23 protein-coding genes and 5 pseudogenes are annotated in these 25,282 nt (G+C 67.8%); 15 read left to right on the top strand and 13 right to left on the bottom strand.

What is annotated here, in order from left to right:
* Positions 1–75 precede the first annotated feature (75 nt).
* Together QMK24_RS42045 and QMK24_RS34355 are read left to right on the top strand one after the other, a co-directional pair.
* Positions 76–291, top strand: a pseudogene (locus QMK24_RS42045) (DUF6431 domain-containing protein); the annotation flags it as partial.
* An 18-nt stretch (positions 292–309) separates the two neighbouring features.
* On the top strand, positions 310–579 hold the full coding sequence (locus tag QMK24_RS34355; protein ID WP_283470785.1) for a hypothetical protein: 270 nt from the start codon (positions 310–312) through the stop codon (positions 577–579).
* 197 nt (positions 580–776) lie between these two features.
* On the opposite strand, the gene QMK24_RS34350 is transcribed toward QMK24_RS34355, so the two are convergent.
* From QMK24_RS34350 to QMK24_RS34315, 8 genes and pseudogenes are all read right to left on the bottom strand, one after another.
* Positions 777–2,285 carry a zinc metalloprotease gene (locus tag QMK24_RS34350; RefSeq protein ID WP_283470784.1) on the bottom strand — a complete coding sequence of 503 codons (1,509 nt, stop codon included), beginning with the start codon at positions 2,283–2,285 and terminating at the stop codon, positions 777–779.
* A 187-nt stretch (positions 2,286–2,472) separates the two neighbouring features.
* A complete protein-coding gene (locus QMK24_RS34345; RefSeq protein WP_502962683.1) occupies positions 2,473–2,730 on the bottom strand; it encodes a transposase in 258 nt (85 codons plus the stop codon).
* 297 nt (positions 2,731–3,027) lie between these two features.
* Positions 3,028–3,291: a hypothetical protein gene (locus QMK24_RS34340; protein ID WP_283470783.1), complete on the bottom strand. Its 264-nt coding sequence runs from the start codon at positions 3,289–3,291 to the stop codon at positions 3,028–3,030.
* 247 nt (positions 3,292–3,538) lie between these two features.
* Positions 3,539–3,904 (bottom strand): IS66 family transposase, encoded by a 366-nt coding sequence (locus tag QMK24_RS34335; protein ID WP_283470796.1) that lies wholly within the window; start codon positions 3,902–3,904, stop codon positions 3,539–3,541.
* Positions 3,905–3,923: 19 nt separating this feature from the next.
* A pseudogene (locus QMK24_RS34330) lies at positions 3,924–4,181 on the bottom strand (hypothetical protein); the annotation flags it as partial.
* Positions 4,182–4,274: 93 nt separating this feature from the next.
* A complete protein-coding gene (locus tag QMK24_RS34325) occupies positions 4,275–4,697 on the bottom strand; it encodes a hypothetical protein (RefSeq protein ID WP_283470782.1) in 423 nt (140 codons plus the stop codon).
* Positions 4,694–5,525 (bottom strand): annotated as a pseudogene (locus QMK24_RS34320) (IS5 family transposase). Before QMK24_RS34320 ends, QMK24_RS34325 begins: the two are co-directional and overlap by 4 nt.
* A gap of 101 nt (positions 5,526–5,626) precedes the next feature.
* Entirely contained in the window at positions 5,627–5,926 is a 300-nt protein-coding gene (locus QMK24_RS34315; protein ID WP_283470781.1) for an IS66 family transposase, read from the bottom strand.
* Between the two features lie 36 nt (positions 5,927–5,962).
* Here QMK24_RS34315 and QMK24_RS34310 point away from each other — a divergent pair, with 36 nt between their 5' ends.
* Positions 5,963–6,202 (top strand): hypothetical protein, encoded by a 240-nt coding sequence (locus QMK24_RS34310; RefSeq protein ID WP_283470780.1) that lies wholly within the window; start codon positions 5,963–5,965, stop codon positions 6,200–6,202.
* A gap of 13 nt (positions 6,203–6,215) precedes the next feature.
* Here the strand turns inward: QMK24_RS34310 and QMK24_RS34305 are convergent, their stop codons facing one another.
* Positions 6,216–6,407, bottom strand: coding sequence for a hypothetical protein (locus tag QMK24_RS34305; RefSeq protein ID WP_283470779.1), 192 nt, complete (start codon positions 6,405–6,407; stop codon positions 6,216–6,218).
* 714 nt (positions 6,408–7,121) lie between these two features.
* Positions 7,122–7,355, bottom strand: a complete 234-nt coding sequence (locus tag QMK24_RS34300; protein ID WP_283470778.1) for a hypothetical protein — start codon at positions 7,353–7,355, stop codon at positions 7,122–7,124.
* Between the two features lie 861 nt (positions 7,356–8,216).
* Here QMK24_RS34300 and QMK24_RS34295 point away from each other — a divergent pair.
* Positions 8,217–8,435 (top strand): hypothetical protein, encoded by a 219-nt coding sequence (locus QMK24_RS34295; protein WP_283470777.1) that lies wholly within the window; start codon positions 8,217–8,219, stop codon positions 8,433–8,435.
* 379 nt (positions 8,436–8,814) lie between these two features.
* Positions 8,815–9,153, top strand: a complete 339-nt coding sequence (locus tag QMK24_RS34290; RefSeq protein ID WP_283470776.1) for a chaplin — start codon at positions 8,815–8,817, stop codon at positions 9,151–9,153.
* 227 nt (positions 9,154–9,380) lie between these two features.
* On the opposite strand, the gene QMK24_RS34285 is transcribed toward QMK24_RS34290, so the two are convergent.
* Positions 9,381–10,622 (bottom strand): group II intron maturase-specific domain-containing protein, encoded by a 1,242-nt coding sequence (locus QMK24_RS34285; protein WP_283470775.1) that lies wholly within the window; start codon positions 10,620–10,622, stop codon positions 9,381–9,383.
* Between the two features lie 50 nt (positions 10,623–10,672).
* Here QMK24_RS34285 and QMK24_RS34280 point away from each other — a divergent pair, with 50 nt between their 5' ends.
* Both QMK24_RS34280 and QMK24_RS34275 read left to right on the top strand, forming a co-directional pair.
* Positions 10,673–11,758, top strand: coding sequence for an integrase core domain-containing protein (locus QMK24_RS34280; protein WP_283470774.1), 1,086 nt, complete (start codon positions 10,673–10,675; stop codon positions 11,756–11,758).
* A gap of 193 nt (positions 11,759–11,951) precedes the next feature.
* Positions 11,952–12,077, top strand: a pseudogene (locus QMK24_RS34275) (peptide-methionine (R)-S-oxide reductase); the annotation flags it as partial.
* A 27-nt stretch (positions 12,078–12,104) separates the two neighbouring features.
* Here the strand turns inward: QMK24_RS34275 and QMK24_RS34270 are convergent.
* Positions 12,105–13,277, bottom strand: a pseudogene (locus tag QMK24_RS34270) (IS110 family RNA-guided transposase); the annotation flags it as partial.
* Between the two features lie 321 nt (positions 13,278–13,598).
* Between QMK24_RS34270 and QMK24_RS34265 the strand changes: the two are divergent.
* The 3 genes from QMK24_RS34265 to QMK24_RS34255 all read left to right on the top strand — a co-directional run bounded on the left by QMK24_RS34265 (position 13,599) and on the right by QMK24_RS34255 (position 19,613).
* The gene (locus QMK24_RS34265) at positions 13,599–18,200 is read left to right on the top strand and encodes a DUF6531 domain-containing protein (RefSeq protein WP_283470773.1); all 4,602 of its coding nucleotides are present in this window, start codon (positions 13,599–13,601) and stop codon (positions 18,198–18,200) included.
* Positions 18,200–18,823 (top strand): hypothetical protein, encoded by a 624-nt coding sequence (locus QMK24_RS34260; protein WP_283470772.1) that lies wholly within the window; start codon positions 18,200–18,202, stop codon positions 18,821–18,823. Before QMK24_RS34265 ends, QMK24_RS34260 begins: the two co-directional genes overlap by 1 nt.
* 418 nt (positions 18,824–19,241) lie before the next feature.
* On the top strand, positions 19,242–19,613 hold the full coding sequence (locus QMK24_RS34255) for a hypothetical protein (protein WP_502962682.1): 372 nt from the start codon (positions 19,242–19,244) through the stop codon (positions 19,611–19,613).
* 108 nt (positions 19,614–19,721) lie between these two features.
* On the opposite strand, the gene QMK24_RS34250 is transcribed toward QMK24_RS34255, so the two are convergent.
* Positions 19,722–20,962 (bottom strand): IS3 family transposase gene (locus QMK24_RS34250; RefSeq protein ID WP_283470771.1). Its coding sequence is split into 2 segments (ribosomal slippage): positions 19,722–20,689 and positions 20,689–20,962, totalling 1,242 coding nucleotides; the frame shifts between segments, so codons are not numbered across the junction.
* A gap of 333 nt (positions 20,963–21,295) precedes the next feature.
* Here QMK24_RS34250 and QMK24_RS34245 point away from each other — a divergent pair.
* The 5 genes from QMK24_RS34245 to QMK24_RS34225 all read left to right on the top strand — a co-directional run.
* A complete protein-coding gene (locus QMK24_RS34245) occupies positions 21,296–21,559 on the top strand; it encodes a helix-turn-helix transcriptional regulator (RefSeq protein ID WP_283470770.1) in 264 nt (87 codons plus the stop codon).
* Between the two features lie 176 nt (positions 21,560–21,735).
* Complete coding sequence (locus QMK24_RS34240) at positions 21,736–22,113, top strand: DUF6083 domain-containing protein (RefSeq protein ID WP_283470769.1); 378 nt, start codon at positions 21,736–21,738, stop codon at positions 22,111–22,113.
* A gap of 22 nt (positions 22,114–22,135) precedes the next feature.
* Positions 22,136–22,663 (top strand): DUF6236 family protein, encoded by a 528-nt coding sequence (locus tag QMK24_RS34235; protein ID WP_502962681.1) that lies wholly within the window; start codon positions 22,136–22,138, stop codon positions 22,661–22,663.
* Positions 22,664–23,120: 457 nt separating this feature from the next.
* Entirely contained in the window at positions 23,121–23,753 is a 633-nt protein-coding gene (locus tag QMK24_RS34230) for a helix-turn-helix domain-containing protein (RefSeq protein WP_283470768.1), read from the top strand.
* Positions 23,753–25,282: Mucin-19 (locus QMK24_RS34225; RefSeq protein WP_283470767.1), on the top strand; the 1,530-nt coding region annotated here is incomplete at its 3' end. The genes QMK24_RS34230 and QMK24_RS34225, both read left to right, overlap by 1 nt.

The raw sequence follows: 25,282 nt of genomic DNA, 5'->3' as shown, positions 1-25,282 counted from the left end.
TGAGAGTGCCGATGCTCGCGGGCGGTTCATCCGTTCTTTTGGGGCGGCACCCGGCTCCTCCCGTGCTCGGGATGCGGCGGCCCGCTGCGGCCGTGGGGCAGGGGCAGGCCGCGGTCCGTCCGCGACGCCGACGGCGCCACGCTGGCCGTCCGGCCGGACCGGGCACGGTGCACCGGCTGCGAGTCCACCCACGTACTGCTCGACGCCGCTCTGCTGCCGCGCCGCGCCTACACCGGCCGCGTCATCGGCCACGCGCTCCTGGGCGCAGCACGCGGCCAGGGCCACCGGCCGGTCGCCGCCGAACTCGCCGTGCCGGCCGCCACCGTGCGCTCCTGGCTGCGCCGTGCCCGCCAGTCCGCACACCTGCTGTGGACCATCGGCGTCCAGGCCGTCGTGGCACTCGACCGCGACGCGCTGCCCACCCGGGATCGACCGGATGCGCTGGCCTATGCGGTTGAGGCTCTGATCGCCGCGGCCGTGGCCATCAGGAACCACCTCGGCGGTCCTGGCCCCGAACTGTGGTCCCAGATTGCCGTGTTGTCGCGCGGTCGCCTGCTGGTATCCGTTCCAGCCGGATGATCCGCAGGGGCCGTTCCCTGCCCCTGCATGCCCACAGACGGGCGTTGCCCGGTTGAACAGCGCTTCCAACGACCCGACGGGGACTCTCCTACACAGCTGTGCGACACCTCGCCGACCGGTGCGACAGCTCGCCGACGAACCTGCCCGGTATGTTCCGTTTCTCGTCGGCACCGTGAGCGCCCGCTCCGTCGGCATTTTCAGCGTCGCCCAACACCCCGGGCCGAAACGACACCTGTTCCGTAGTGAGACAGGGTGCCCAGGAGAGCCGGGGCATCGTCGTAGGCTGGGAAGCAGGTGCGCCGGTGGAAGGCCGGCCTGACACCGGCGGCGGGACAGAGCGGGTCGCAGACGGCGAACCGGATCCGGCTGTGGCGCGAGGCGGCGGCGCACTTGCGGCATGCGCCCGCCGGTGTGCTGGAGTCGGTTCCCAGACCGGCGAGCGAGAAAATGAGCAGCGCTGAGCCGCCCCACCTGCGGTAGGGCGTGCGGCGGCCCTGCTTGTGGTCGCCGACGGCGACCAGACGCCGGTGGAGGAAGCGGATCAACGCCCGAGCCAGTTGTACCAGGACAAGGATCGCTCCGGCCAACGGGAGAAGCAGCAACAGGATCTGGACGGCGGCGGAAAGGACTCCCACCACTGGATTGCCAGATGCGGTGGCGCTCTCGACCAGCGTCTCGGCCGTGCTCGATCCCGTCTCGATGAGTTCGGGGAGCCGGACGACCAGGATGCCCAGTTGGACTGCCAGGGCGGGGATGACCACCAGCACCCAGGCGGTGACGACGATTTGGGGCCAGCGCTTGAGAGCCTGAAGCAGTTCGTCGGCCGGCTGCCGCAGGAGAGCCCGTTTCAGGATCGGCCCGATGTACTTGAACAGGTCGGGGATGCCGACCAGGTCGGAAATGATGTAGTACCCGTCGAACCGGAGTGACGGGATGAGCTGCTGCACGATTTCTAGGTTGATGGCCAAAATCGCCACCGGCAGGACTTGCCATCCGGTCGCGAGATACGTCAGGGCGAGACCGCTGACGAACAACGTATTGAAGTAGACGCCTCCGAGGTCGACCCGCAGACGGCCTGTGCGCCCCAGCCGGTACGAGTCGGTGACGTCGGTGTAGAAAGCGGGCCACACCAAGTAGATGCCGCACCCCATGACACCGGGACGCGCCCCGCTGTAGCGGCACGCCGAGGCGTGACCGATCTCGTGAAAGGCCGCGGAGACCAGGGCCAGAAGGAAGACCAGCGGGATACTGGTGGGGGTGACCAGAGCCTGTTGCACGGCGCCGGCCATGCGACTGCCGGTGAACAGCAGGACCTCGCAGAATACGAAAACGCTGACGGCCAGGAGCATCACGAAGGGCCGGTACAGCCACATGAAGAAGCCGCTGATGCTCCAGGAGGATGCCTCAGAGAAAACGGCTGCCCGGAACCGCAGCGACAGAAAGGGGTTGGCCTTCGGGATTTCCGGGGGTGAGCCGTCGCTGTAGGTGGTGACTCCCAACGGCGCCAGTTTGTTGTCGATGAGGAAGACAACATGGTCCGGCCCGAATTCGCGGCCGGTTTCGTGGCTCAACGCTTCCGACAGGCGGGAGAGGTACTGCTGGGCATTCCGCGGACCCGAAGCCGACTGCTGCTGGATGTGGACGAGCTTAGCCAGCAGGTACAGCAATTCGGGCAGGCGCACTACCTGCCCGTCGAAGCGGCGCACCAGATGGGGCTGCACGCGGTACCCGGAGCCTTCGAACTCGCCGACCAGCTCCGTCCCTTCGGTCACAGTGGGGACCGCCAGGGCGGGTGGAGGGGGATCTTCTGTCCCAAGTGACAACACTCGCGGGCTGATGGCGCTCTCCAGGAGGTGAGGGGAGTGATGCGGCCGGTGCGAGGGCACAGAGCCTTCATTCGGACGAACGAGTGTGGGCTCTCCTGGTTACACACAAGGTCCAGCCGACCCAGGTGCCGTCCCGGCGCCACTTGGTGAACCAGCGGTGGGCCGCGTCCCAGGGCATCAGGTCGCGCGGGAGCATCCGCCACTGGCAGCCCGAGCGCAGCACGTAGAAGACCGAGTCGAGCACCAACCGGTCTCCGTACTTGCGCATCCCGCCGCCTTTTCGCAGGTCACGTACGGGAAGGAGCGGCTGGATGATCTCCCACATCTCATCGGTCAGGCTGGATGGATAGCATGGGCCGCTGACGGCCTCGGAGTTGTCGCACTGGCACACACCACGTGATCATTCCGGGGCCGTCACCATGCCCGGAGGGCAGATCACGGCCGTCACGCTTCACGCATGATCAGCCACCCGACAGGCTCTGAGCGGGCCGGGCTGCAAAGCCCGTTCACGGCATATCGGAAACGCACCTCACCAAGCCCCTCCACGAAAGTCGGGGAAGCGCCGACGAGATCGTCAGCCCTTCCCCGACCGATGGTGAACGTCTGTCACCGGGGTGTTACCTCAGTGGGTCACCGTCGACGGGGTGCAGATCTGGGTGATCTGCTGCGTGCCGAGCGGCAGGCCCAGGACGAGCGCCGGAGAGGTGCTCTGGGTCGCACAGGTCGACACGACAGTGGCGCCGCCGTCGTGGCCGCCGTCGTGGCCGCCGTCGTAACCTCCGCCGTTGCCGCCGTCGTAACCTCCGCCGAAGGCGGAGAGCACGGCCCGCTCGGGCAGGAGCTCGCCGACGAGCTTGTTGAGCTCCTCAAAGTTAACGGCAGACATTCGGTTTCCTTTCATCGTGCACTGCAGGCCGACTGCCCCGCTTGGTCATTTCTAGTTGTACCAGCCGTGCAGCCCTGAAACCAATGCGGCAGTTAAATTCACTCATTCAGCTCCGCGATTATTGCATCATCCATCCGTGAAGTATGGGCCGAATGGACTATTTATCGGATGAATTATTATTGGCTATTGTCGAAGCCAACTGAGGTCTCCGGGTCCAGGGGTTGATCGTGACTACTCAGGTGCTTGATTACGCGTGAGCCGCGGGTGGCAGCCAGACTTTTCCGGCGAAGAGATCGTGGAGGACGGAAGGGGGGTTGAGGCCGCGCTTGCGGGCGGTGGAGAGGTAGGAACGCACCAGCAGCCAGCGGTTGGCGCCTTCGAGGGTGCGCCAGCCACCGGAGACCTTCATCTGGACCTTCGCCATGCGGATGTCCTGCTCGGCCTGGTTGTTGGTGAAGGGCACAGTCAGGTCGTGCAGGAAGCGCAGGATGTCCTCGCGACGGCGAACCAGGCGGTCGACGAGTTGCCGGGCGAAGGTCTTCTTCGCTGTCGGTGGCGGGTCGGGGTTGGCGGAGCGTCCGGCCCGGGCGGCTCGGTCGAACTGTGCTTCCAGAGCGCCGATTTCGTCGCGGTCAGCGCGTCTCGCCCGGCCTCGCGGGCCGAATGCGCGGCGTCATTGCCGGCGGTGAGGGCGTCGATGGCGGCTTCGCCCACTGCTGGGTTGTGGGGTCGGCGTGGTGGACGCCGTCCAGGTCGCGCAGGATGTGCGCGTTGCACAACGCGCTGGCGCGGCCGTAGCCAAGGGAGGAGGACCAGGCGTCGGTGACGGTGGTGCCGGTGAAGTGCGCCAGCACTCCGGCATCGGCCATACCGGCCTTGCCGCGTTTGGCATGGGCCTTGTATCAAAGTGCGGTACGTGAGGTAATGCCCGTTTCGGGCTTGGAGTTGGGTGAGGGTCCCTGGTCGGTGGGGTGGGACGGCGGTCAGGTGCGGGGCTGAGCGAACAGGCCGGGTTCGGGTTCGGCGAGGATGCCTCGTGTGACCAGGCGTTTCAGCTTGGACCGGATGCCTTCGGTGTTCTTCGGGAAGATCGGCAGGTCGAGTGCCTCGCACAGGTCGCGGGCCCGCATCGGACGGCCGGCGTCGGCGAGGGCGGTGAGGATCTGCTGGTAGGCCGGGTGGTCCGGCACGTCGGGGCGGGGTATCTCCTCGACGGGATCGGGTCGGGGGATGGCAAGGAGGGTCTTGCGGGTGATGCGCAGGTTCTCGCTCTCCGCGTCGAGTTCGCCGAGGTGGGCGGTGAGTTCCTCGATGCGGGAGCGGAGCTGTCCGGCCTGTTCGCCCAGTTCGCGCTCGCGGGCCTCGACGTAGGCCAGGACGGCGCTGATCTGCGGGTTGTCGCTCACGGCGTCCTCCAGGCAGGGATGGTAGCGTCGGTGAGCCGGCGGGCCATGACGGAGGTCATCGCCCAAAAGACGCGCGAGCGGGAGGTGGCGGGGCCTGTGCTCGTAGTCGCGGACCAGACGCCGGTAGAACATCAAGATCCCGTTCGTCTGCTCCACGACCCACCGCTTGACCTGCGGGACAAAGCTCTTGTCGGCCGGGTTGCGTTCGACGATCTCGACATCGATGCCGTACCGCTTGCCGTGCTCGACGACGCTCTTCTTGAATCCCTGGTCGACCAGGGCCTTACGCACCGTGTCGCTCTGAGCGGCCACGTCGTCCAGCAGCGCGATACCGGCGGCGTTGTCGTGCGCGCTGGCCGGCAGGACGGCGACCGCGACGACCAGGCCCAACACGTCCACGGCCAGGCATCTCTTCCTGCCCGGCACCCTCTTCGCCGCATCCTTGCCCGTCGTGGTGGCCGGAACGCCGACGGCGGCATGAATACTCTGGGTGTCCAGGATGACCAGGCTCGGGTCGGCTAATCGCCGTCTCTTCTCCCGCAGTTGCCACCGCAACAGATCTTGGATGGTCTGGTCGGTGCCGTCGTCACGCCACGTGTAGAAGTAGTACTTCACCGCGCCGGCGGGCGGCAGGTCATGAGGGAGCAGGTCCCACTGGCAGCCGCTGCGGTTCTGGTACAGGATCGCGTTCACGATCTCTCGCATTGCGTATCTGCCCTGATGGCCGCTGACCGAGGGGTGTCCGGCCTTCCATGCCGTGATCACGGGCTCGACCACGGTCCACTGCTCGTCGGAGACGTCACTCGAGTACGGCTTGCGATCACTCATCCCGCCACCCAAGCGAATCACGAACGCTTGACCGGCAACGATGCCCCAAAGCCACCCCATCGAGCGATGACAAGACGGGCATAAGATCGCGTACCGCACTCTCAGGTTAGACGGGTGGTGCAGGCGACGTGTACCCAGTGCAGCGAGGAGCTGACGCGAATGCCGGACTCGTCGAAGTGCGCCACATCCGCCAGTTGCAGCAGCGCCACGACGCGTTCGCTGAAGGGGAGCAGTGCGGCGGCGGCCCTCAGCAGGGCGGCGTGCACGAAGCCCTCGGACAGGTGCGCGCCGTGCAGGTCGGCCGCGCCGGTCGCGGTCCGCAGAGAGGGAACGTGCTGGTGGACGAGTTGATAGACGGCCAGCGCGTGCACGCCGGGCCCGTACTGGGTCGGCGCCGTCATACCGGGTGGATCCGCGGCGCGCGTGAGATGCCCGCAGTGGCAGCAGACCTTCAGCATCCGGTGCTCGGTGACGATCAGACGCGGATCGGGCAGATCGAAGACCTGCGACCTCGAGAACCCGACCGCCTCGGCATCCATGACCAGCGCGTCGTGGCATCCGCCGCAGACGACAGGACGATGTTCGACGACGGCATCGGGGTCGGCGACCCGCTCCAGGTTCGTGCCCTCGTGCCCGCTCTGGGCTCCGGGCCTACGGCCCGAAGACCGGCGCTGTGAGCGCGGCGGGGGCTTACGGAACGGCGAATCCGAAGACGGCGGGCTTCGAGGAGTTCGAGGAGTCCTGAGCCAGACGGCGCCGCAACTTGGCGTTCTCCGCCTCAAGTTCATCAACACGTGCTTCGAGCCGCTCAATCGCCGCAGCTTGCTGGGCAACCACACGCGCGAGGTCGTCGTACGACACCTGGCGCTTGGTCAGACCCATGAACAGACCAACGAGATGATCAAGCGCAGGTTACACAAGGACCTGAGCAGTCACGGTTGATCTACCGCCTCCGGCGCGCCCCACCGTTGTCGGGAGCATGGTCTTGTGGGAGACGATGGCCCGTGAGTGAAGGGGCCGGTGGCCGTTGTCCGGCGAAACTCTTCTGGCGATGCCCAGCCTCAGGGTCGTCTCCCAGAAGGGCCCGGGCGAGTGGGAAACGGCTGTCGCATGCTCAGCCGGACCGTTGTTGCCTTCTCTTGGGAGTGACCGCTCGCCTTCCATAATTGCGTCGCTCCAGAATGGCCCGACTCGTCCAACGGTGCGATCCCGTGATGTGCCAGTATCGGCAGTGGGGGCATCGGTAGATGCGATCAGCTGGGGTCATATTTTCGAGTAAGGGCTGTTTCGCCAGCCATTTGCGAGCCTCATCCTCGCTTGGGAACGGTACCTTCCCGCCGAACGGGCAACGTGGCAGGCTCACATGGTCACACTCCTTCGGACTTCCGGAGTTTCAGCCGCGCTCGCAAGACGTGACTGGCTCCTGTTGTTCCATGACGAAGACCCGTAACAACAGCAGTGGTCGCGCCCACGGAACGATGTGCAAGGCTCGGCAGAAGCACACTCACTGGGCTCCATACGAAAGCCGGGGAAGCGCCGACGAGATCGTCAGCCCTTCCCCGACCGATGGTGAACGTCTGCCACCAGGGTGTTACCTCAGTGGGTCACCGTCGACGGGGTGCAGATCTGGGTGATCTGCTGCGTGCCGACGGGCAGGCCCAGGACGAGCGCCGGAGAGGTGCTCTGGGTCGTGCAGGTCGACACGACAGTGGCGCCGCCGTCGTCGTCGTGGCCGCCGTCGAAACCTCCGCCGAAGGCGGAGAGCACGGCCCGCTCGGGCAGGAGCTCGCCGGCGAGGTTGTTGAGCTCCTCAAAGTTAACGGCAGACATTCGGTTTCCTTTCATCGTGCACTGCAGGCTGACTGGCCCGCTTGGTCATTTCCAGTTGTACCAGCCGTCCAGCCCTGAAACCAATGCGGTAGTTGCATTCACTCATTCAGCTCCACGATTATTAGCATCATCCATCCGTGGAGTATGGGCCGAATGGATTATTTATAGGATGAATCATTCATGGCCACTGCCGGGCCTTCCCCCAGCGCCGGTTAACCCTTCAGTTGTAGATCATCGAGTTTGCCGTAGTTCGTCGATCAGCAGCTGAGGGTAACTGGCGGGTATGCAGGATCAGTTGATGGACGTACCGCTGCCAGTCACGGATCTGGAGCGGGCTGAGGAGTTCTCTGACCAGGGGGAGGACGGAAAGCAGCCCTGACAACGCCGGGACGGTGTGGCACTGCCAGACGCGTCGGGTTCGGCAAGCAAGGCCAGAAGGCGTACGAAGAGGAATCCGTGTAAAGCCCCGTAAGTCTTGTCACCGGGCTCAAATCTGGCGGATATGGGCCCGGGGTGCAGTGTGTGACCGCTCGTTTCAGTAGGGGCGGTCAACTCCGAAGCCGGTCTCCAACTGCCGGTGGGGAGGCCACGTTGAAGGTTTGCGGCGTAGACGCGGTGAAGCTGCCGGGGGAGTAGCGGGACGCCGACCTGGCCGATCGGCACATGGTGAACGTGGGAACCGCCTGCGGTCGCCCTCGAATCTGGGCAGCCAGCCTGGAAACAGAGGGCAGGCCCGTTGCCGGCTGAAGGCCGCAGGCGGGGCGGAGGCCCCGTAGTAGTCCGAGCGGAGGAAAGCTTCGTGCATGGCGAAGGGGGCCAGCAAGTCGGCAGGGAGGAAGCTGCAATGCCGGGAGGCCGCTGGTGAATACCGACGCGCTGGAGTTCGCGCTGCTCAAGGCAGAGCGCCGGGTACTGGAGATGCAGACCAAGCTGCACTGTTGGCGACCGTCGATCGTGATCGCCGGTTCACTGAACACCCTGATCGAGCAGTTCGCGGACGGTGCCGATGTCACCGCGATGCTGCTCCTGCGGCGCCGTCTTCGCGAGGACCTGCGACCCACGCGGCCGGCGCCCGGATAAGCCGTGTCCAAGGTTCGGGGTCGAGCCCTGACCACGCCCGGAAGTTGGCCGCTGGTGGGATGCGAGCTGGCGCAGGGGTCGCCGCCCGTAGGGCTACGGATGATGCGGTCGGGTCTGGCAGGAAAGGGCGAAACCTCCAGGCCCGACCGGATCTCGATGTCGCACCCCATGAACGAGCCACTCACGGTTCACGACACGGGCGGCGCCACCACCGGCAACCCGCATTCACCCGGACGGCCCCTGCCGGCGTCCCGGGAGTACGGCGCGTGATGCGGGCGCTCGTTCGGCGTAACGCCCGTGACCTGCGGCCGAGTGGGCCCGTTGGTGAAGTCGACGCCGTGACCCTGCGGCGGACTCAACCCTCCCAAGGAGACTTTCGATGTCCCGTATTGCCAAGGCAGCCGCCATCACCGCCGCCGCCGGCGCCATCCTGGCCACCGGCGCCGGCATCGCCGCCGCCGACGCTGACGCCCAGGGCGCAGCCATCGGCTCCCCCGGCGTCCTGTCCGGCAACCTCATCCAGGTTCCCATCCACGTGCCGATCAACGTATGCGGCAACACCGTTAACGCCCCCGGCGTCCTGAACCCGGCGTTCGGCAACGTCTGCCAGAACATCAGCAGCGACGACGACGACCACAGCGACAACAAGGGCGACCACAGCGACAACAAGGGCGACAACAAGGGCGACTGGGCCGGTCACGACAGCTACAACCGCTGACCACCGCCCTACCACCATCACCCGGGCCGCCGGAACCCGGACGCCAGCCCGCACGGAAACAGGGGCAAACGCCCCTGATCCCGTGACGCGTCCCCCGGCGGCCCGGGGCCCTCACAAAGCCGCGCTCGCGGGCTGTTCCGGGCGCGGCTGCTGGATCGGGCGCCTGTGGTTGGGCCCCGTCCGATCCGACTTACATACTTCAGGCCCCAGTTCGCCCGCTAGGGCAGTTACGGATGGCTTTGCTCGTTGGGCCAGTTATGAAAAAGATCATGAACGTTGGGGCGATTCTGCTGGCACTGGCAGCGGCGCCGCTGGTGGGGCTGTTGCTGACATGGGTGAGGAACTGGGCGTTCGGGGGCTGAGGTCCCGGTGGTCAGGGAAGTTGGCCACCGGGACCAAAGGGGAATATCTGTTCGGGCGCTAATGGACTGGCCTACGGCCAGGCTGAAGTTCTCTCCCCGGTTGAGTCGGCCTGGAGCGCGGTACCGGTGTTGCCACCGGCCCGTTTCTCCAGGCCGCTCGCCGAACCCGGCGTACCCGTTACCGAGTACCGGGCTCTCCACAGTTGTTGCCGTGGGTTGTTCGTCAGGCGCTCGCCCATGGAGTGGGGATGGTGTCGCCCCGGTAGCGATACCGCGTGATTGCCGGTGTTCGCGCCGGGTTGTCAGTTCCACTCCGTCCACGGTGATCGGCAGCCAGACCCCGTGAGGGCCCAGCAGCCACTTGCGGACGTTCTTCCACGACCAGCGGTGCAGCGTCTTCAGCCACATGATCACTCGACGCCAGAGGAAGATCCCCAGCGTGCGGAACGTGTGCTTCGCGACGGCATGCCGGAAGTAGTTGGTCCAGCCGTGCACGATCTGGTTGAGCCGGATCAGCACGTCTGCGGGATTAGCCTGTGACGTCCTGCGGGTCAGGGCACGGATCTTGTCCTTCACCGAGCGGACGGGCCGGTCGGCGATGAAGAAGTAGACGTACCACTTGTCGGCTCCCCGCTTGCGTTTCCACTGGATGCGGAAGTCGAGGAAGTCGAACCCGTCCTCCATGTGCACGATCCGGGTCTTGGCCGGTGACAGCCTCAACCCCAACGGTTCGAGCACGGAGGCCACTTCGTCCTGGAGGGCGAGGGCATCGTCGGCGGAGCCGTGCACCAAGATCGCGAAATCGTCCGCGTAACGGACGATTCGCCAGTTGGGCAGGCCGTGCCGACGACGTTTCCTGCGCGGATACTGGGCATCCATCCGCCCGCCGGGCTTCCAGTCGCGATGCAGGTGCTCGTCGAGCGCCGACAGCGCGATGTTGAAGATCAACGGGGAGAGGATGCCGCCCTGCGGGGTGCCGGTGTGAGTGTCCCTGTGCTGGCCGCCCTCGGTGAGGATGCCCGCCTTGAGGAACGCCTTTACCAGCGTCAGGACGCGCTTGTCCTTGACTCGTAATCGGACCGCGTCCTGTGCCGCTCGAAAAGCCATCGCTGCAGGTGGGGTGATGTCCCCGCGGCTCGTGGTGGCACGATGACCGGATGCTCATCTCCCTGCTGTACCGGGTGACCCGGAAGCTGCTGTCCGCACCAGCGGTGCTGCTCCAGCGGGACACCGCGAAGGATGCGGAACTGCTTGTGCTGCGGCACGAGAACGCGGTCCTGCGCCGACAACTCGCAGGCCCGGTGCGCTACGGACCCGCGGACCGGTTCTGGCTGGCGGCCCTGTCCTCACTGGTACCCCGTCACCGCTGGTCCTCGACGTTCCCGATCACTCCGGGAACACTGCTCGCCTGGCACCGCCGGCTGATCGCCAAGAAGTGGGCCTACTCCGACCGCCGCAGCAGCACCGGACGCCCACCAACCGCGTCGGCTGTCAAGAGACTTGTGCTGCGCCTGGCCAAGGAGAATCCCCGTTGGGGCCATCGACGCATCCAGGGCGGACTGGCCCAACTGGGTCATCGCATCGCACCGTCCACGGTCTGGGAGATCCTCCACGCCGCCGGCATCGACCCCACCCCACGCCGCTCCGGCCCCAGCTGGCGCGAGTTCTTGACCGCCCAGGCCGAGGGAATCATCGCCGCAGACTTCTTCCACCTCGACACCGTGCTCGGAAAGCGCCTGTACGCGATGGCATTCCTGGAGCACGGCACCCGCAAACTCCGCATCACCGGTGTCACCTCCCGCCCGACCCGTGCCTGGACCGTGCAGCAGGCCCGCAATGTCGCTGGCGAACTCGGCACTCGGATGGAAACCCTGCGCTTCGTGCTACGCGACCGGGACGCCAAGTACGACGCCTCCTTCGACGCCGTCTTCCGATCCGAAGACGTGGACGTCCTCCTCAGCGCACCCCGGGTACCGCGGATGAACGCACACTGCGAACGCGTGATCGGCACCGTCCGCCGCGAAGCCCTCGATCACGTCCTGATCATGAACGAGGCCCATGCTCAACGCGTTCTGGCCGAATATCAAGACCACTACAACGCGCACCGCCCCCAGCAGTCCCGGAACCAACAGCCACCCGGCGCCGTAAGGGAGCCCACTCGAGCAAACGACCCCGACAGTCGCAGACTCCTCCGTACCCGGGTCCTCGGCGGAGCCATCAACGAGTACCGCTATGCCGCTTGAGCTGCAGCGATGACTTTTCGAGCGGTACAAGGTACTGCAATGTCCGAAGACACCGGGGTGGATGCCCCAGTCACGTGGCCGGTGGCTGAGTACGCCGAGCTACGGGTACGGAAGATGCAGATCAAGCTGCACCGTTGGGCGGTAGCCGATCACGGCTTCCGGTTCGACGATGTGTTCAACTTCGTGTGTGACCCGCTGTGCGAAGTGCGGCTCCCACCTCGGCCACGTCTTCGAGGGCGAGGGGTACGGCACGCCCACCGACCAGCGCTACTGCATCAACTCGATCTCGCTGAAACTTCAGCCCGCCGACACCTCCTAATGCTGTTGTCAAGCAACGGCGGTGACAGGGAGTTTCACGTTGGAAGCACTTTCCGTCGCGGATGAGGGCCCACAGGACGTTGACGCGTCGGCGGGCCAGGGCCAGGACGGCCTGGGTGTGTCGCTTGCCTTCGGCGCGCTTGCGGTCGTAGAAGTGGCGGGATTCTTCGCAGCTGCGGATGCTGATCAGCGCGGAGGTGTAGAAGACGCGTTGCAGGCCGCGGTGGTAGCGGCGGGGCCGGTGCAGGTTGCCGCTGACGTTGCCGGAGTCGCGGGGTACCGGGGCGACTCCGGCGAAGCTGGCCAGGCGGTCCGCTGTGCCGAAGCGGCTTATGTCGCCGGCGGTGGCGGCCAGGAACTCCGCGCCCAGCAGCGGGCCGATGCCGGGCATGCTGGCGATCACCTCGGCGAGCTCGTGGTCGCGAAACCGGGCCGCGATGAGCTTGTCGATCTCGGCGATCTGCTCATTGAGGCCCATCACCTCCTTCGCCAGAGTGTGGATCACCTGCGCGGTGATCTTCTCCCCGGGGACGGCCGTGTGCTGGCGGCCGGCCGCTTCCAGAGCCGCCTCTGCCAGGGCCTCGGCGGCGCGGACCTTGCGGTTCCGCAGACAGGTCTCCAGTCGGCTGCGGCCGGTGCGGCGCAGGGCGGCCGGGGTTTGGTAGCCGGTCAGCAGGATCAGCGGGCCGACGTTGCCCAGGTCCAAGACCCGTTCCAACCCGGGGAAGATGCTGGTGAGTTGGCCGCGCAGGCGGTTGATGCGCCGGGTGCGGTCGGCGTTGAGGTCGGCCCGGCGGTTGGTGAGGATCCTCAGCTCGACGGTGTGTTCGTCGTCCGGCCGCAGGACGGTCAGGTCCTTCCGCATCCGGGCCTGGTCGGCGATCACGGTCGCGTCCTTGGCGTCGGTCTTGCCCATACCCCGGTAGCCGGCCGAGGCCCGGTTGACCGCCAGGCCGGGTATGTAGACCAGCTGCTGGCCGTGGTTGAGCAGCAGGTTGATCAGCAGCGCGGCCATGCCGTCGGCGACGTCGACCGCCCAGACCACGTCCTCGTCCAGCGCCAGGACGTCGGCGAGCAGCGCCAGCAGGTCCGGCTCGTCGTTCAGCACTCGGCGCGAGAGCCGCTTCGTGCCTTCGGCGTCCAGGACCACGCAGTGGTGATGGGTCTTGCCGATGTCCGTACCCGCCCAGATATGTGCCACCTGTTCCTCCGGTCGCTCGATGCATGCTGTTCGTCCGGACGACCTCGCCAGCGTGGTCCTACTCAGCGATGCACCCGCAGGGGGCCCGCAACTCCTCATCAGCGGTCGAGTCGTCGGGGGTGTCGGGCGGCCAGGTGGCGGGAACCATCGAGGGCAACCGACTGAAAGCCATACCCGGTGTCTCTGGATCTCCGGACCTTACGACTGGCCCATCCGACCCATCAACAACGTAGGACCGACTGATGTGCACCTGCCCCAATAGCGAATGCATGTCGGTAGGATCACGCGTGTAGGGCATGGGGCGAGGCACGGGGGTGCACGGTGACGAACCGTCCGACGGACTGGCATGTGCTCGACCTGGACCGGGATCCGGTGCCGGGTGATCCGTTCGAGGTGAAGGAACTCGCCCGCAAGCTGGGCGACTTCGCCGACGACGTCTCGTCGGCGCTGCGGTCGGTCCGGGGGCTGAGCGGGGACAACGCCGTTCAGGACTGGGCGGGTCTGGCGGGAGACGCGTACCGGGAGCAGTTCGGTGATCTGCCCAATGAACTGAGCAAGTTGGAGAAGTCCTACCGGCTCGCGTCGGGCGCCCTGGAGACGTACTGGCCGAAGCTGGAGACCGCGCAGGCCGACGCGGACCGGGCGTTGGCGCAGGGGCGTACCGCCCGGCAGGATCTGGACGCGGCCAAGACCACGCAGGGCACCGCCGACGACTGGGTGAAGCGGGCGGGCGACAAGTCCAAGGAGTACCAGGCCGACCCGAAGCCGGGCGTGGAGCCGCCGTCGGCGGACGAGGTCCGCACCGCGACGCGCAACGCGCTGGACGCCTCCAACGCGCAGAAGTCCGCCAACAGCGCCGTCCATGACGCGCAGCAGCGGTTGGACGCGGCCAAGGAGCTGGCGGCGCAGGCCGCCCACCTGCGGGACGCCGCCGCGTCGACTGCGGAACACGCGCTGCACGAGGCGTCCGACGCCGGGATCAAGAACAAGCACTGGTGGGAGAAGGCGGTCGACTGGGTCGCCGACCACTGGGACGACATCGTCGCCGTCTGCAAGGTCATCGTGGCGGTGCTGGGCATCGTCGTGATGATCATCGGTGGCCCGCTGGCCTGGATCGTGCTGGCCGCCGCCCTCGTCGTCCTCGCCGACACCCTCATCAAATACGCCCAGGGCAAAGCCAGCCTCTGGGACGTGCTGTTCGCCGCGATGGACTGCATCCCCGGCTTCAAGGGCCTGACCACCGCCGGCGGCCTGCTGAAGATGGCCAAGAACCTGCCCAAGCTCATGAAAGGCATGGGCGGCCATCTCGGTGGCCTGGGCAACGCGCTCCGCAAAGGCCTCGGCTCGCTCCGGCGGGGCGGAAAGACCATGGGCGAGCGGGTCTGCGAGACGGACCCGGTCGATGTCTCCACGGGCGAGATGGTTCTGGAGCAGACCGATGTGGAGCTGCCCGGGGTGCTCCCCCTGCTCCTCCAGCGCTCGCACGTGTCCTCGTACCGGGCCGGCACCTGGTTCGGTCCGTCGTGGGCCTCCACTCTCGACCAGCATCTGGAGATCGACGGTCAAGGAGTACGCCTCGCCGCGGCCGACGGCATGCTGCTGCACTATCCGGTCCCGGTGCCCGGCCGGCAGATCACGCCGGTGGTAGGACCCCGTTGGCCGTTGCACTGGGACGGAACGCCGGGCGGCGTCATGACCGTCACCGTGCCCGGTGACGCGAGCAAGCTCGAATTCCGGCCTCTGGACCTTCCGGCCCCCTCCTCGGGGTCCGTCCGGTTGCCGCTGACCGCTGTCGTCGACCGCGAGGGCAACCGCTTCGACATCGAGTACGATCCGGCCGGCAGCCCCTCGGCGGTACGGCATCACGGCGGCTACCACATAGGCGTGGAATCCCACGAACACCGGATCACCTCCTTCAGGCTGCTGTCCGACCCCGACACCCCGACCCTCGTCCGGTTCGCCTACGACCAGGCCGGCAACCTCGCCGAGGTCTACAACTCCTCCGGGCTGCCGCTGCGCTTCGGCTACGACGACCAGCACCGTCTCACCAGTTGGTCCGATCGCAACGGCACCGAGTACGGCTACGTCTACGACCCGGCGGGGCGAGTGGTCCGCACCACCGGGACGGACGGCTACATGTCCAGCACGTTCGCCTACGACGACGAGACCAGGACCACCAGATTCACCAACTCGCTCGGCCATACGACGACGCATGCGCACAACGACGCCTACCGGACCATCAGCACCACAGACCCGCTCGGCAACATCACCGTGCAGGAGTGGGACCAGCGGAACCGGCTGCTGACCGCCGTCACCGATCCGCTCGGCCGCACCACGCGTCTCGGCTACGACGATGCCGACAACCTCACCGCCGTCGTGTACCCGAACGGCACGATCGTCGGCTTCACCCACAACGAGCTGAATCTGCCGGTTCGGATCGTCGACGAAGGCGGCCACGTCTGGCTGCATGAATACGACGGCCGGGGCAACCGCCTCGCGTCGACCGATCCCGTGGGCGCGCGCACCGAGTACACGTACGACGCGGCAGGCGGCCTGACTTCGGTGACCGACGCGCTCGGCGGACAGCACCGGCTGACGAACGACCCGGCCGGTCTGCCGCTCGCGGTCACCGATCCGCTGGGCACCACCACCCGCTGCACCCGTGACTCCTTCGGCCGGGTGGACACCGTCGTGGACCCGCTCGGCGCCGCCACCTTCCACACCTGGACCCTCGAAGGCAAGCCGTTGACCCGGACCCTCCCCGACGGCTCCTCCGAGACGTGGGTATGGGACGGGGAAGGGAACATGGTCTCCCACACCGACCCCATTGGCGGCGTCACCTCGTTCGAGAGCACGCACTTCGACCTGACCTCGGCCCGCACCACCCCCGACGGGGCGCGGGTCGAGTTCGCCTACGACACCGAACTGCGGCTGACCGCCGTCACCAACGCCCAGGGCCTCACCTGGACCTACGACTACGACGCGGCCGGGCGAATGATCCGCGAGCTGGATTTCCACGGCGGCGCGCTCAGCTACACCCACGACGCCGCCGGACAGCTCACCACCCGCACCAACGGACTGGGCCAGACGATCAGTTACACCCGCGACCTGCTGGGAAGCATCACCGAGCAGCGCTCCCCCGACGGCATCACCTCGCTCACCTACGACGACTCCGGACAGCTGACCCGGGCGACGAACAACGACGCCGAACTGACGTACGTCCGCGACCCCTTGGGCCGCGTCCTCACCGAGGCCTGCGACGGCCACGCCCTCACGCACACGTACGACCTGCTCGGCCGCCGCACGGGACGCCGCACACCCGGCGGGTCGGTCAGCACCTGGTCCTGGGACGCCAACAGCCGGCTCGAATCCATCCACTCGGCCGGCCGTACCCTCAGCTTCACGCACGACATCGCGGGCCGTGAGATCGAACGCGTCCTCGGTGCCACGGTCCGCCTCACCCAGAAGTGGAACGAGTCCGACCTCGTCGCGGCCCTTACCCTCACGGGCCCAGCCCCGGAAGCCGCTTCCGCGCCGTCGGACAGCTTCGCCGCAGGCCCCGACAGCCACGTGCTGCTGCACCGTGACTACACCTACCGCAGGGACGGCCACCTCACCTCGATCCAGGACCGGGCGACCGGCACCCGCTCCTTCGCCCTCGACCGGGTGGGGCGCGTGACGGGCGTGACCGGCGCCGACTGGACCGAGACCTACGCCTACGATCCGGCGGGCAATCTCACCCACGCCACGACCCCGGCCGAAGCGGACGCCAACGGCCCCCGCACCGTCAGCGGCGGCCTCGTCCAGAGTGCCGGGCAGATCCGCTACGAACACGACGCCCTGGGCCGCGTGGTGCTACGCCAGAAGACCCGGCTGTCGCGCAAACCGGACAACTGGCGCTACACCTGGGACTCCGACGACCGTCTGACGACCGTCACCACCCCGGACGGCCGGCTCTGGCGCTACCTCTACGACCCCCTGGGCCGCCGCATAGCCAAGCAGCGCCTCGCACCCGACGGGGAGACCGTCCAGGAAGAGACCCGCTTCACCTGGGACGGCACCCACCTCGTGGAACAGACCACCCGCGTCTCGGGCAACTCCGAAGTGGTGACCCTCACGTGGGAGCGCGACGAGATGCGCGTCCTCACCCAGACGGAACGCACCACCCTGGCCGACGCCCCTCAGGACGTCATCGACCAGCGCTTCTTCGCCATCGTGACCGACCTGGTCGGCACCCCGACCGAACTCGTCACCGAAACCGGCGACATCGCCTGGCGCTCCCGCACCACCCTGTGGGGCATGCCCGCCGATGACGGCGACTCCACCGCCTCCACACCCCTGCGCTTTCCCGGCCAGTACTTCGACCCCGAATCCCAGCTCCACTACAACTACTTCCGCCACTACGACCCGGTCACCGCCGCCTACGTCAGCCCCGACCCGCTGGGACAGGAAGCCGGCCCGAACGAGCGCGCCTACGTACCCAATCCGCTGGCGTGGGTGGACTATCTCGGCCTGCTGACCTGTGCGCAGAACGCCGCTCTGCTGCGGAAGAACATGGGCCGCGAGGGACGGGTGGTCGGTCCTGGCCAGGCGGCGGCCCATCTCATACCCTCCAGTCTGAACCGCGCGGGCAGCGCCCGAGCGCGCGCCCTGCTGCAGAGGTACGGAGTAAACATCAATGACGCCGCTAACGGCATTCCGCTGGGACACCCCCGACCCCACAACTTCACCCACCGCGGACCGTTCCTGGACCGCGTCACCGTGCACCTGGAAAGCCTCGTCGCGGCCAGGACAGCCCAAGGTGTCGGCGCACGCGCCATCCGTGCCGAGATCCGACAGGAACTGCGCAACATCGGCAGCGCGGTCGAGAGTGAACTCGCGACCGGCGTTCCGGGCACCGGCGCCGTGTGGACGGGGCCGTGATGTCTGACGCGACCCAGGCGCCGCTGCGGGCGTACCGGCTCCTGCCCGGCCTGGGCGACTTCCGGACGCTGCACATCAACAATCTCCTCAAACTCATGCGCTGGCAGACCGGCGGTTCTCCCGAAGGCGGCCGGCCCACCGGCTTCAGCGCCGAATGGGCCGCAACGGACGACGGCGATCCGCGCGTGCGCCCGGCCGAGTTCCCCTCCGGGTACCCGGGTGCCCCGGTGCTGAGCCGGCGGGTCGCCGACCTGCTGCGCGATGAGCTGTGCCGCGCCGGGAGCTTCGAGCCTCTGGACATCGCCGACGGCCCGGACAGCATCTTGGACGCCGGGGAGTACGTCCTCTACCTCGTGCAGAGCGTCGTCGACTGCCTGGACACCCGGCGCTCCTCCAAGCCGAAGCGCTCGGGAGGTGAGGTCAAGAAGGCGGTCTTCCGGCCGGAAGCATTTCCCGCCGACCTGCCGGCGTGGCGGTTGCCCGAATTCCCGACCGCTGTCTACTGGAACGGCTGGGCGGTGGACCGCCTGAAGGAACTCCTCGGTGACGACCTCGAAGCCCGGCTGATCTGGTCCGAAGACCCCGCCCTCGCTCCGCACCCCGACCCCTGGGGAGTTTTCTGAGGGCACCGCCTGCTCGGCTGTCATGGGGCGGCCCTGGGTGAGGAGGCATTTCAGCCGGCTCACACCAGGGCGACCTGCAATGGTCACGTCAAATCCAGCCGGCGAGGCGATGAAAGAGGCATGACTGCTCGCTGACAACCATGAAGCCGGTCAGCCCGGATATTCCGTCGGGTTGACCGGCCTCATGCGGCTGATGGCCAAGCGGCCCCACGGGACCGCATTGTTCGAATCGCCTGACCACGCCCTGCTGTCCGAAAAGTCAGGTTCTGGCTCACTTTCCGTGGATCATCCACGCTGAGTGACGGTTGTCGGGCGAGCGGGGCCCTGGGGAAGTTGCCTGAAATTGACCCTGTCGGGCTCGGAAAGTCATCGCTGCAGCTGGCAGCGGTGGGGGAAGCTCGGCTGACACCATGCCGACGTGATCATTTCGCTGCTGTACAAGGTGGCCCGCAAGCTGCTGTCCGTCCCCGGGGTGCTGCTGCGCCGCGACACCGCGAAGGACGCCGAGCTGGTCGTGCTGCGGCACGAGAACGCGGTCCTGCGCCGCCAGCTCGCCGGCCCGGTCCGCTACGAGCCGGAGGACCGGTTCTGGCTGGCACCGCCGGTTCATCGCCGCGAAGTGGGACTACAGCCGGCGTGCTCGTACCGGGCGACCGCCGACCAGGGCGGCACTCAAGAAGCTGATCCTGCAACTGGCCCGGGAAAACGCAAGGTGGGGCCACCGGCGAACCTCGCCCAAGCCTTCTGCACCCTCCTGCGACTCGACCCAAAAGCCCCTGCGCCGGCCTGACCCTCTACGCCGTCCTCCGCGAACTCCAGGCCCTCCTCGCCATCTGGACCGGCGCCTGCTCCATATGCGGCCAACCCGCACTGAATCGTTCCGGGTTCGGTAGAGACTCTAGGTTGTGGCTGTGACCAGCGGTTTTTGCTGGTTCTGGTGGTAGTAGGCGGCTTCGTATTCGGCGGGTGGTACGTGATGGAGCTCGCCGTGGAGTCGGGCCTGGTTGTACCAGTCGACCCATTCGGCGGTGGTGATCTCGACGGCGGTGAGGCTGCGCCAGGGTTTCTGACGTTTGATCAACTCCGTTTTGTACAGCCCGATCGTGGACTCCATCAGGGTGTTGTCCAGGGCGTCGGCGACGGTGCCGATGCTTGCCGCGATGTCCTCGGAGGCGAGGTGGGCGGACAGGCGGAAGCTGGTGTACTGCGAGCCCGCGTCCGAGTGATGAATCAGCTCGCCGCGCTTGATGGGGACGCCGGCGCGGTCGCGCTGCCACAGGCCCATCTCCAGGGCGTCCATGATCAGACCGGTGCGTTTGTTGGTCGCGGCCGACCAGCCGATGATCCGGCGGGAGAAGGTGTCCACGACGAAAGCGACGTAGACCGTGCCGGAGAAGGTGTGGACATAGGTGAAGTCCGCGACCCAGATCCGGTTCGGTGCGGTGGCGACGAACTCGCGCTTCAGCAGGTCAGGCGCTCGCTCCACGTTCTTGTCGGAGACCGTGGTGACGACCTTCTTCCCACGTACCGCTCCCGACAGGCCCTCGGCCTTCATCAGACGTTCGACGGTGCAGCGGGCGACCTGGTGGCCCTGACGCAGGAGCTCACGCCAGACCTTGCGGGCGCCGTAGACGCTGTAGTTCTCGGCGTGGACGGTCTTGATGAGCGCGATCAGCTCGGCGTCCCGTACCGCACGGGCGGAGCGGACGTTCTTCTTGTGGGCGTAGTAGGTGGAGGGGTGGATGCTGCAGTCGTGCTCGGTGAGCGTCCTGCAGATCGGCTCGACTCCGCCGAAGCGGTCCCGGTGCTCGTCGATGAACGCTACGAGCGTGTGTGTGGCCGGTCGAGCTCGGCCGCGAAGAAAGACGCCGCGGCTTTCAGGATGTCGTTCGCACGCTTGAGTTCGGCGTTCTCCCGCTTCAGCGCCTTGAGTTGGGCCGATTCCTCGGTTGTGACGCCGGGCTTGGCGCCCGCGTCGACCTCCGCCTGACGCACCCAGTTCCGCAGGCTCTCGACGCCGATGTCGAGCTTGGCACCGATCGCACGCAGAGCCTGGTACTCGGTCTTGTACTCATTACGGGTCTCGAAAACCAGGCGCACTGCCCGCTCACGGACTTCCTTCGGATATGGCTTCGACATAACGATCCCGATCCTCCCAAGAGATCGAGCCTCGGTCAAACCCGGAACGGTTCATCCGGCCACACCACGGGCAGACCAGAATCGCCCCATCTGGGTGTGGTCGAACCTCCATCGTCCAGGTACCCCGCACCACGTGCGGGATTGTTCCGGGCCCCATCGGTCGCCGTCCTCCGTGCTATGCGTTCGCGGGGCCGGGCTGCTGCCATGACGGAAGCAGCCCGGTAGCCGGGCACGGTAGTGCAGGTTCCTGCCCTCACTCATAGCCGCTGACGAGGGAAAATAGGGCAGAGGTCTGCACTGACAACGCAGGGGGTAGCACCGTGCGATGGGCGAGTGACGATCTTTCCGCCCGACCCCGACCTTGCCGCGCTCCGACTGGAGTTGTCCCGGCTGCGGGCCGCGCGCAGATGGACCTACGACGAGCTCGCCGACCGCAGTGGCCTGGGCCGCCGCACGCTGATCGAGCTTGAGCAGGGCCGCGCCATCGGCACCCTCACCACCTGGCACGCCCTTGCCCACGCCCTGGGCGCCCCCCTCGACGAACTCCTAGGAACCCTGTGCGCGGGCCACGAACCGCCGGTCCCACTTGCTACCTGACCTCCGGTCGGCGAGGCTCGCAGCACCGAGCGAGGCTGGCCGCCGCCACCCGAACTGGTACGGCCAGCGAACGTATGGGCTAGTAAGCGAACGCATGCGCGGGAATTGCCGCCTCCTGGGGGACAGACACGGCTCCGGCAACCCGGTGACGGCGTGTCGTCTGCGACGTTCACCGCATGCGCACCACCAACAACCCCGCCGCTGACGGCTTCGCCTGGGACGGCACCCCCAAGAACCGCCGCCCTCCACGAACGCTGCGTGTCAGCCCCGACAGCCCCACCAAACTTCTGCGCTCCAGCCAGCCGGGTCGCTGCACCGCCTGCGGCAACCGCGTCGAGTGGTACTACCGCGACAACAACGGCGCCGTCCCCCTGCACCCCGGCGAACTACCCACCCACCTGATCCCGGACAACCAGCGCTGGCACGTCCTGTCCGGGGTGGCCCGACCGACCCAGGACGGTTCGCCCTGGTGCCGGGTACACCACCACTCCCTATGCCCCGCCACACCGGACCCCGGTATCCCCGGCCTGCAGGAGGCCCGCCGTCGACACTGACGCGGAGCACCGGCTGGCCATCATGGCCGTGCGATGTGTCCTTCCCGCGAACCTGGAAACCGTCTCCGCCGACAAGATCATCGAGCTGCGCACGCGCTACCGCGACGAGTTCGACGCCTTCACCCAGGCCGTGGCCGCGACCGCGGCCACGCTTCAGCAGGGCGTCGCGGGGATCGAGGACCGCGACGCGTTCGAGCACTACCTGCGCCTGGCCTGGGAGACCGACTTCGAGGAGCCCCTGAAGAACCTGCGGAAAGCGATGAGGGGCCTGAACATCAAGGCAGTGACCAGCTCGCTCAACATGAAGTTCGAAGTAGGCGGCCTCGCCGCCCTGGGCCTGGGGCACTTCGCAGGTCAGGTTCCCGTCACGGTCGCCGGCGCTTCGCTGGCCACGTTCATGCTGCGCCAGGCCACAGCGCAGGCACGTGACGCCCAGATCAAGGACTCCCCGGTGGGTTTCCTGCTGCGGGCGGAGCGCCACCTGTCGCCGGCGACCCTTGCGCAGCAGGTTGCCCGTTCAATCACCCGGGCAGCCGGCACCGGCATCTGAGAGGTCCTGGCATCAGCATCGCCCAAGGCATCCCACGCAACGGTTGACCCGAGACCGAGCGTGTCGTGCGGGGGGTGGTGGGGTGGGTGTTCCCCGGGGGGCAGGACGCGGCTCGGCGGGTGGAGCCGCTGCACGGTACCGGGAATTGCCGCCACGGTACGAACCGGGTGACGCACCCACCCTCACCCGGAGACCGGCCCCGAACACCCGGCGGCGCGCCGGAGCCAGCGCCCGATCGCCGTCCGCCCGGTGAACCGGCCTCCGGCGCACCGCACTGCCCCACCCCGCTCACACGCGCCCGGGCCGCACCGGCGAACAGCCGCACGGCACAACGGGATCCTTGCCCTAACGGTCGGTGTCACCGACGTGGCGGGGGTGTTGTTCGTTGACGGGCAGCCACCCACCCACTACCGTAGATACCTGATCAGATATCAGAGTTTGTATGCAAGGAGGCGTGGTGCTATTGACGACGGGGCAGGCAGCTGAGGAACTCGGCTGTGCTGTCACGACGTTCCGCCGTCTCGTGCACGCCGGGGTCCTGCCGGGCCTGTCGCGCCGGGGCAACCGGGTGATGGTGCCCCTGCCGGTGGTCCAGGCGCTGCGGGACCGGGCGCTGGCTCCGCTGGACCAGCTGGCGGCACCCGAACTTGCCGTGCTGCGGGTGGATACGGCTCGCCCTGCCCCCGAGGGCAACCGGCGGTGGATCGGTTTCGCGGCCGAGCTGCCGCCCGCCGACCTGCTCGCCGCGCTGCGCGGACACTGGCGCTGCGACGCGGCGGCCGTCGCGGCCGGGGGAGTACTGCCGATCACGCTGTCGGGCTACGTCGTGGCTGTCCTGACCGGCCTCCAGCACTGGGAGAAGAGCGCGCCAGGCCGTCACGCCTTCCCCGACGCTGTCCTGGCCGGTCACCTCACCGACCTGGTTCGCCCGGTCACCCACCTAACCGCCCCGGATGCCGCCGATCGGGCCGTCGCGGGCCTGCTGCTGGGAACCCGTCTGGAATCGAACTCGGGCGGGGCCATCGCCTACGTCACGACCCGCCCCACCAGCGGCCATGCCGCCTCATCCGCACCGCATCAGGGATCGTGATGGACGCCAAGACCTACACCACCGCCCTTGCCGAACTGCGCACGCTGCGCGACGACATCAAGAAGGCGCAGGTCGCCCTAGCGAAGCTCGAGGCGGAACGCGGCCGGCGGATCGTGCTGCTGGCGGGGTACGACAAGGCGAAGGCCGACCGGATCGCCCCGGCCGCCGGCCTGGCGGTGATCGACGTGGTCGCCCTGGTGCCCGCCCTGGGCCCCCCGGCGCCCGCCTCCGGACCTGACACACCCGCACCGGCCCCCGCACACCCCGATGATCACACGGCGCCGCAGGCGCCTGCACAGACGATCACCGCCACGGGTGCGGTCGTTCCGGACCTGCGCCGCCCCGAAACCCCCGCTCCGGCCGCCGAAGTGGCGCCCGAAGTCACCGACATTGTCGACACCCCGGCGCCTCCGGAGCAGGACGTCACCGAGACCGCCGTCGACGACCAGGAGCACGCCGACGTCCCGGCCGCGGCGGCCGCCACCACCGTGCCGCCCGCGCAGGTCGCCGTGCTGGAAGCGGAGGTCGAGCGGGAGCTCCCCTCGATCCCGGCCGGTCCCGAGGGTGACCGGTGGTGCGCGGTGACGCCGAACCTGGCCTCGACCCGCCCGAACTTCACCCAGCAGGCGCGGGCGATGGCGTTCCTGGACACCCGCACGGGCGTCCTGGTCCACCGCGAGACGACGGTGCGCGTGCAGCTGGGTGCGGCGTCCGTCGCGGAGATCCTGGCCGCCGTGTACGCGGTGCTGCCCGCGTCGGTGGAGCGGATCTACATCACCGCCGGCGACCCGTGGCACGCCGACGCCGCCCGGCACCCGTTCCTGCGTGACGCGGTCGCCGCCTGGCTGAACGCCCAGCCCGGGGACGCCTGGACGGTGGAAGCCTCCCGGGGCAAGGACCGGATGGCCGGCCACCTGGTCCACCCGCGCAACCCCGTCGGCCGGTGGCAGCGCGGCGACCAGCACACCGAGATCCGCTCCGTGGGGGAGTGGTTCGAGGTCGGCGACGCCGACCCGGCCACCGTCCGCGACGCGTTCGTGGAGCTGTGGAAGGCCCTGAAAATCCACTGGCCGGACGTGACGCTGATGGGCTCCCCGTCGCAGACCGGCCGCGACCTGTGGACCCGCACCATCCCCGCCAAGACCGGCGCGAAGTGGGCCGACGGCTACCCGGTGATGTCCGAGGAGATCCGCGGCCTGCTGCACGCCACCGCCGGCCAGGGCCGCACCGAACTCATCCTGCCCCCGAACGTCCCCGAGCAGCTGCCGCGCCTGGTCGAGCTCGACCGCACCTTCGCGTACGCCAAGCACACCTGGGCCAGCGGAGTGGGCGCCCCGCGCCGCATCACGCCGCAGGCGTTCGCGGCGATGTCGGAGAAGGAGAAGGTCAACGCGTTGTACGCGCCGTCGCACTGGCAGGTGCGGGTGACGGTCCCGGACGGCTGGGAGCACGTCGGGATCCTCCCCGCCCCGGCCGCCGGCGACCGGGCCTGGGAGTACCCGTCCCAGGGCGGGCGCACGTTCGTGACC

It is taken from the genome of Streptomyces sp. PH10-H1, from assembly GCF_030063355.1.
Lineage (GTDB): Bacteria > Actinomycetota > Actinomycetes > Streptomycetales > Streptomycetaceae > Actinacidiphila.
This window is presented reverse-complemented; position numbering and strand designations above follow the sequence as displayed.

Coding starts and splice junctions, on each gene's coding strand:
- QMK24_RS34345 (WP_502962683.1), bottom strand. CDS start 2,730: ATGTGGGAGATCATCCAGCCGCTCCTTCCCGTACGTGACCTGCGAAAA.
- QMK24_RS34340 (WP_283470783.1), bottom strand. CDS start 3,291: ATGTCTGCCGTTAACTTTGAGGAGCTCAACAAGCTCGTCGGCGAGCTC.
- QMK24_RS34315 (WP_283470781.1), bottom strand. CDS start 5,926: ATGACGGCGCCGACCCAGTACGGGCCCGGCGTGCACGCGCTGGCCGTC.
- QMK24_RS34305 (WP_283470779.1), bottom strand. CDS start 6,407: ATGGGTCTGACCAAGCGCCAGGTGTCGTACGACGACCTCGCGCGTGTG.
- QMK24_RS34300 (WP_283470778.1), bottom strand. CDS start 7,355: ATGTCTGCCGTTAACTTTGAGGAGCTCAACAACCTCGCCGGCGAGCTC.
- QMK24_RS34290 (WP_283470776.1), top strand. CDS start 8,815: ATGTCCCGTATTGCCAAGGCAGCCGCCATCACCGCCGCCGCCGGCGCC.
- QMK24_RS34285 (WP_283470775.1), bottom strand. CDS start 10,622: ATGGCTTTTCGAGCGGCACAGGACGCGGTCCGATTACGAGTCAAGGAC.
- QMK24_RS34280 (WP_283470774.1), top strand. CDS start 10,673: ATGCTCATCTCCCTGCTGTACCGGGTGACCCGGAAGCTGCTGTCCGCA.
- QMK24_RS34260 (WP_283470772.1), top strand. CDS start 18,200: ATGTCTGACGCGACCCAGGCGCCGCTGCGGGCGTACCGGCTCCTGCCC.
- QMK24_RS34240 (WP_283470769.1), top strand. CDS start 21,736: ATGCGCACCACCAACAACCCCGCCGCTGACGGCTTCGCCTGGGACGGC.
- QMK24_RS34235 (WP_502962681.1), top strand. CDS start 22,136: ATGGCCGTGCGATGTGTCCTTCCCGCGAACCTGGAAACCGTCTCCGCC.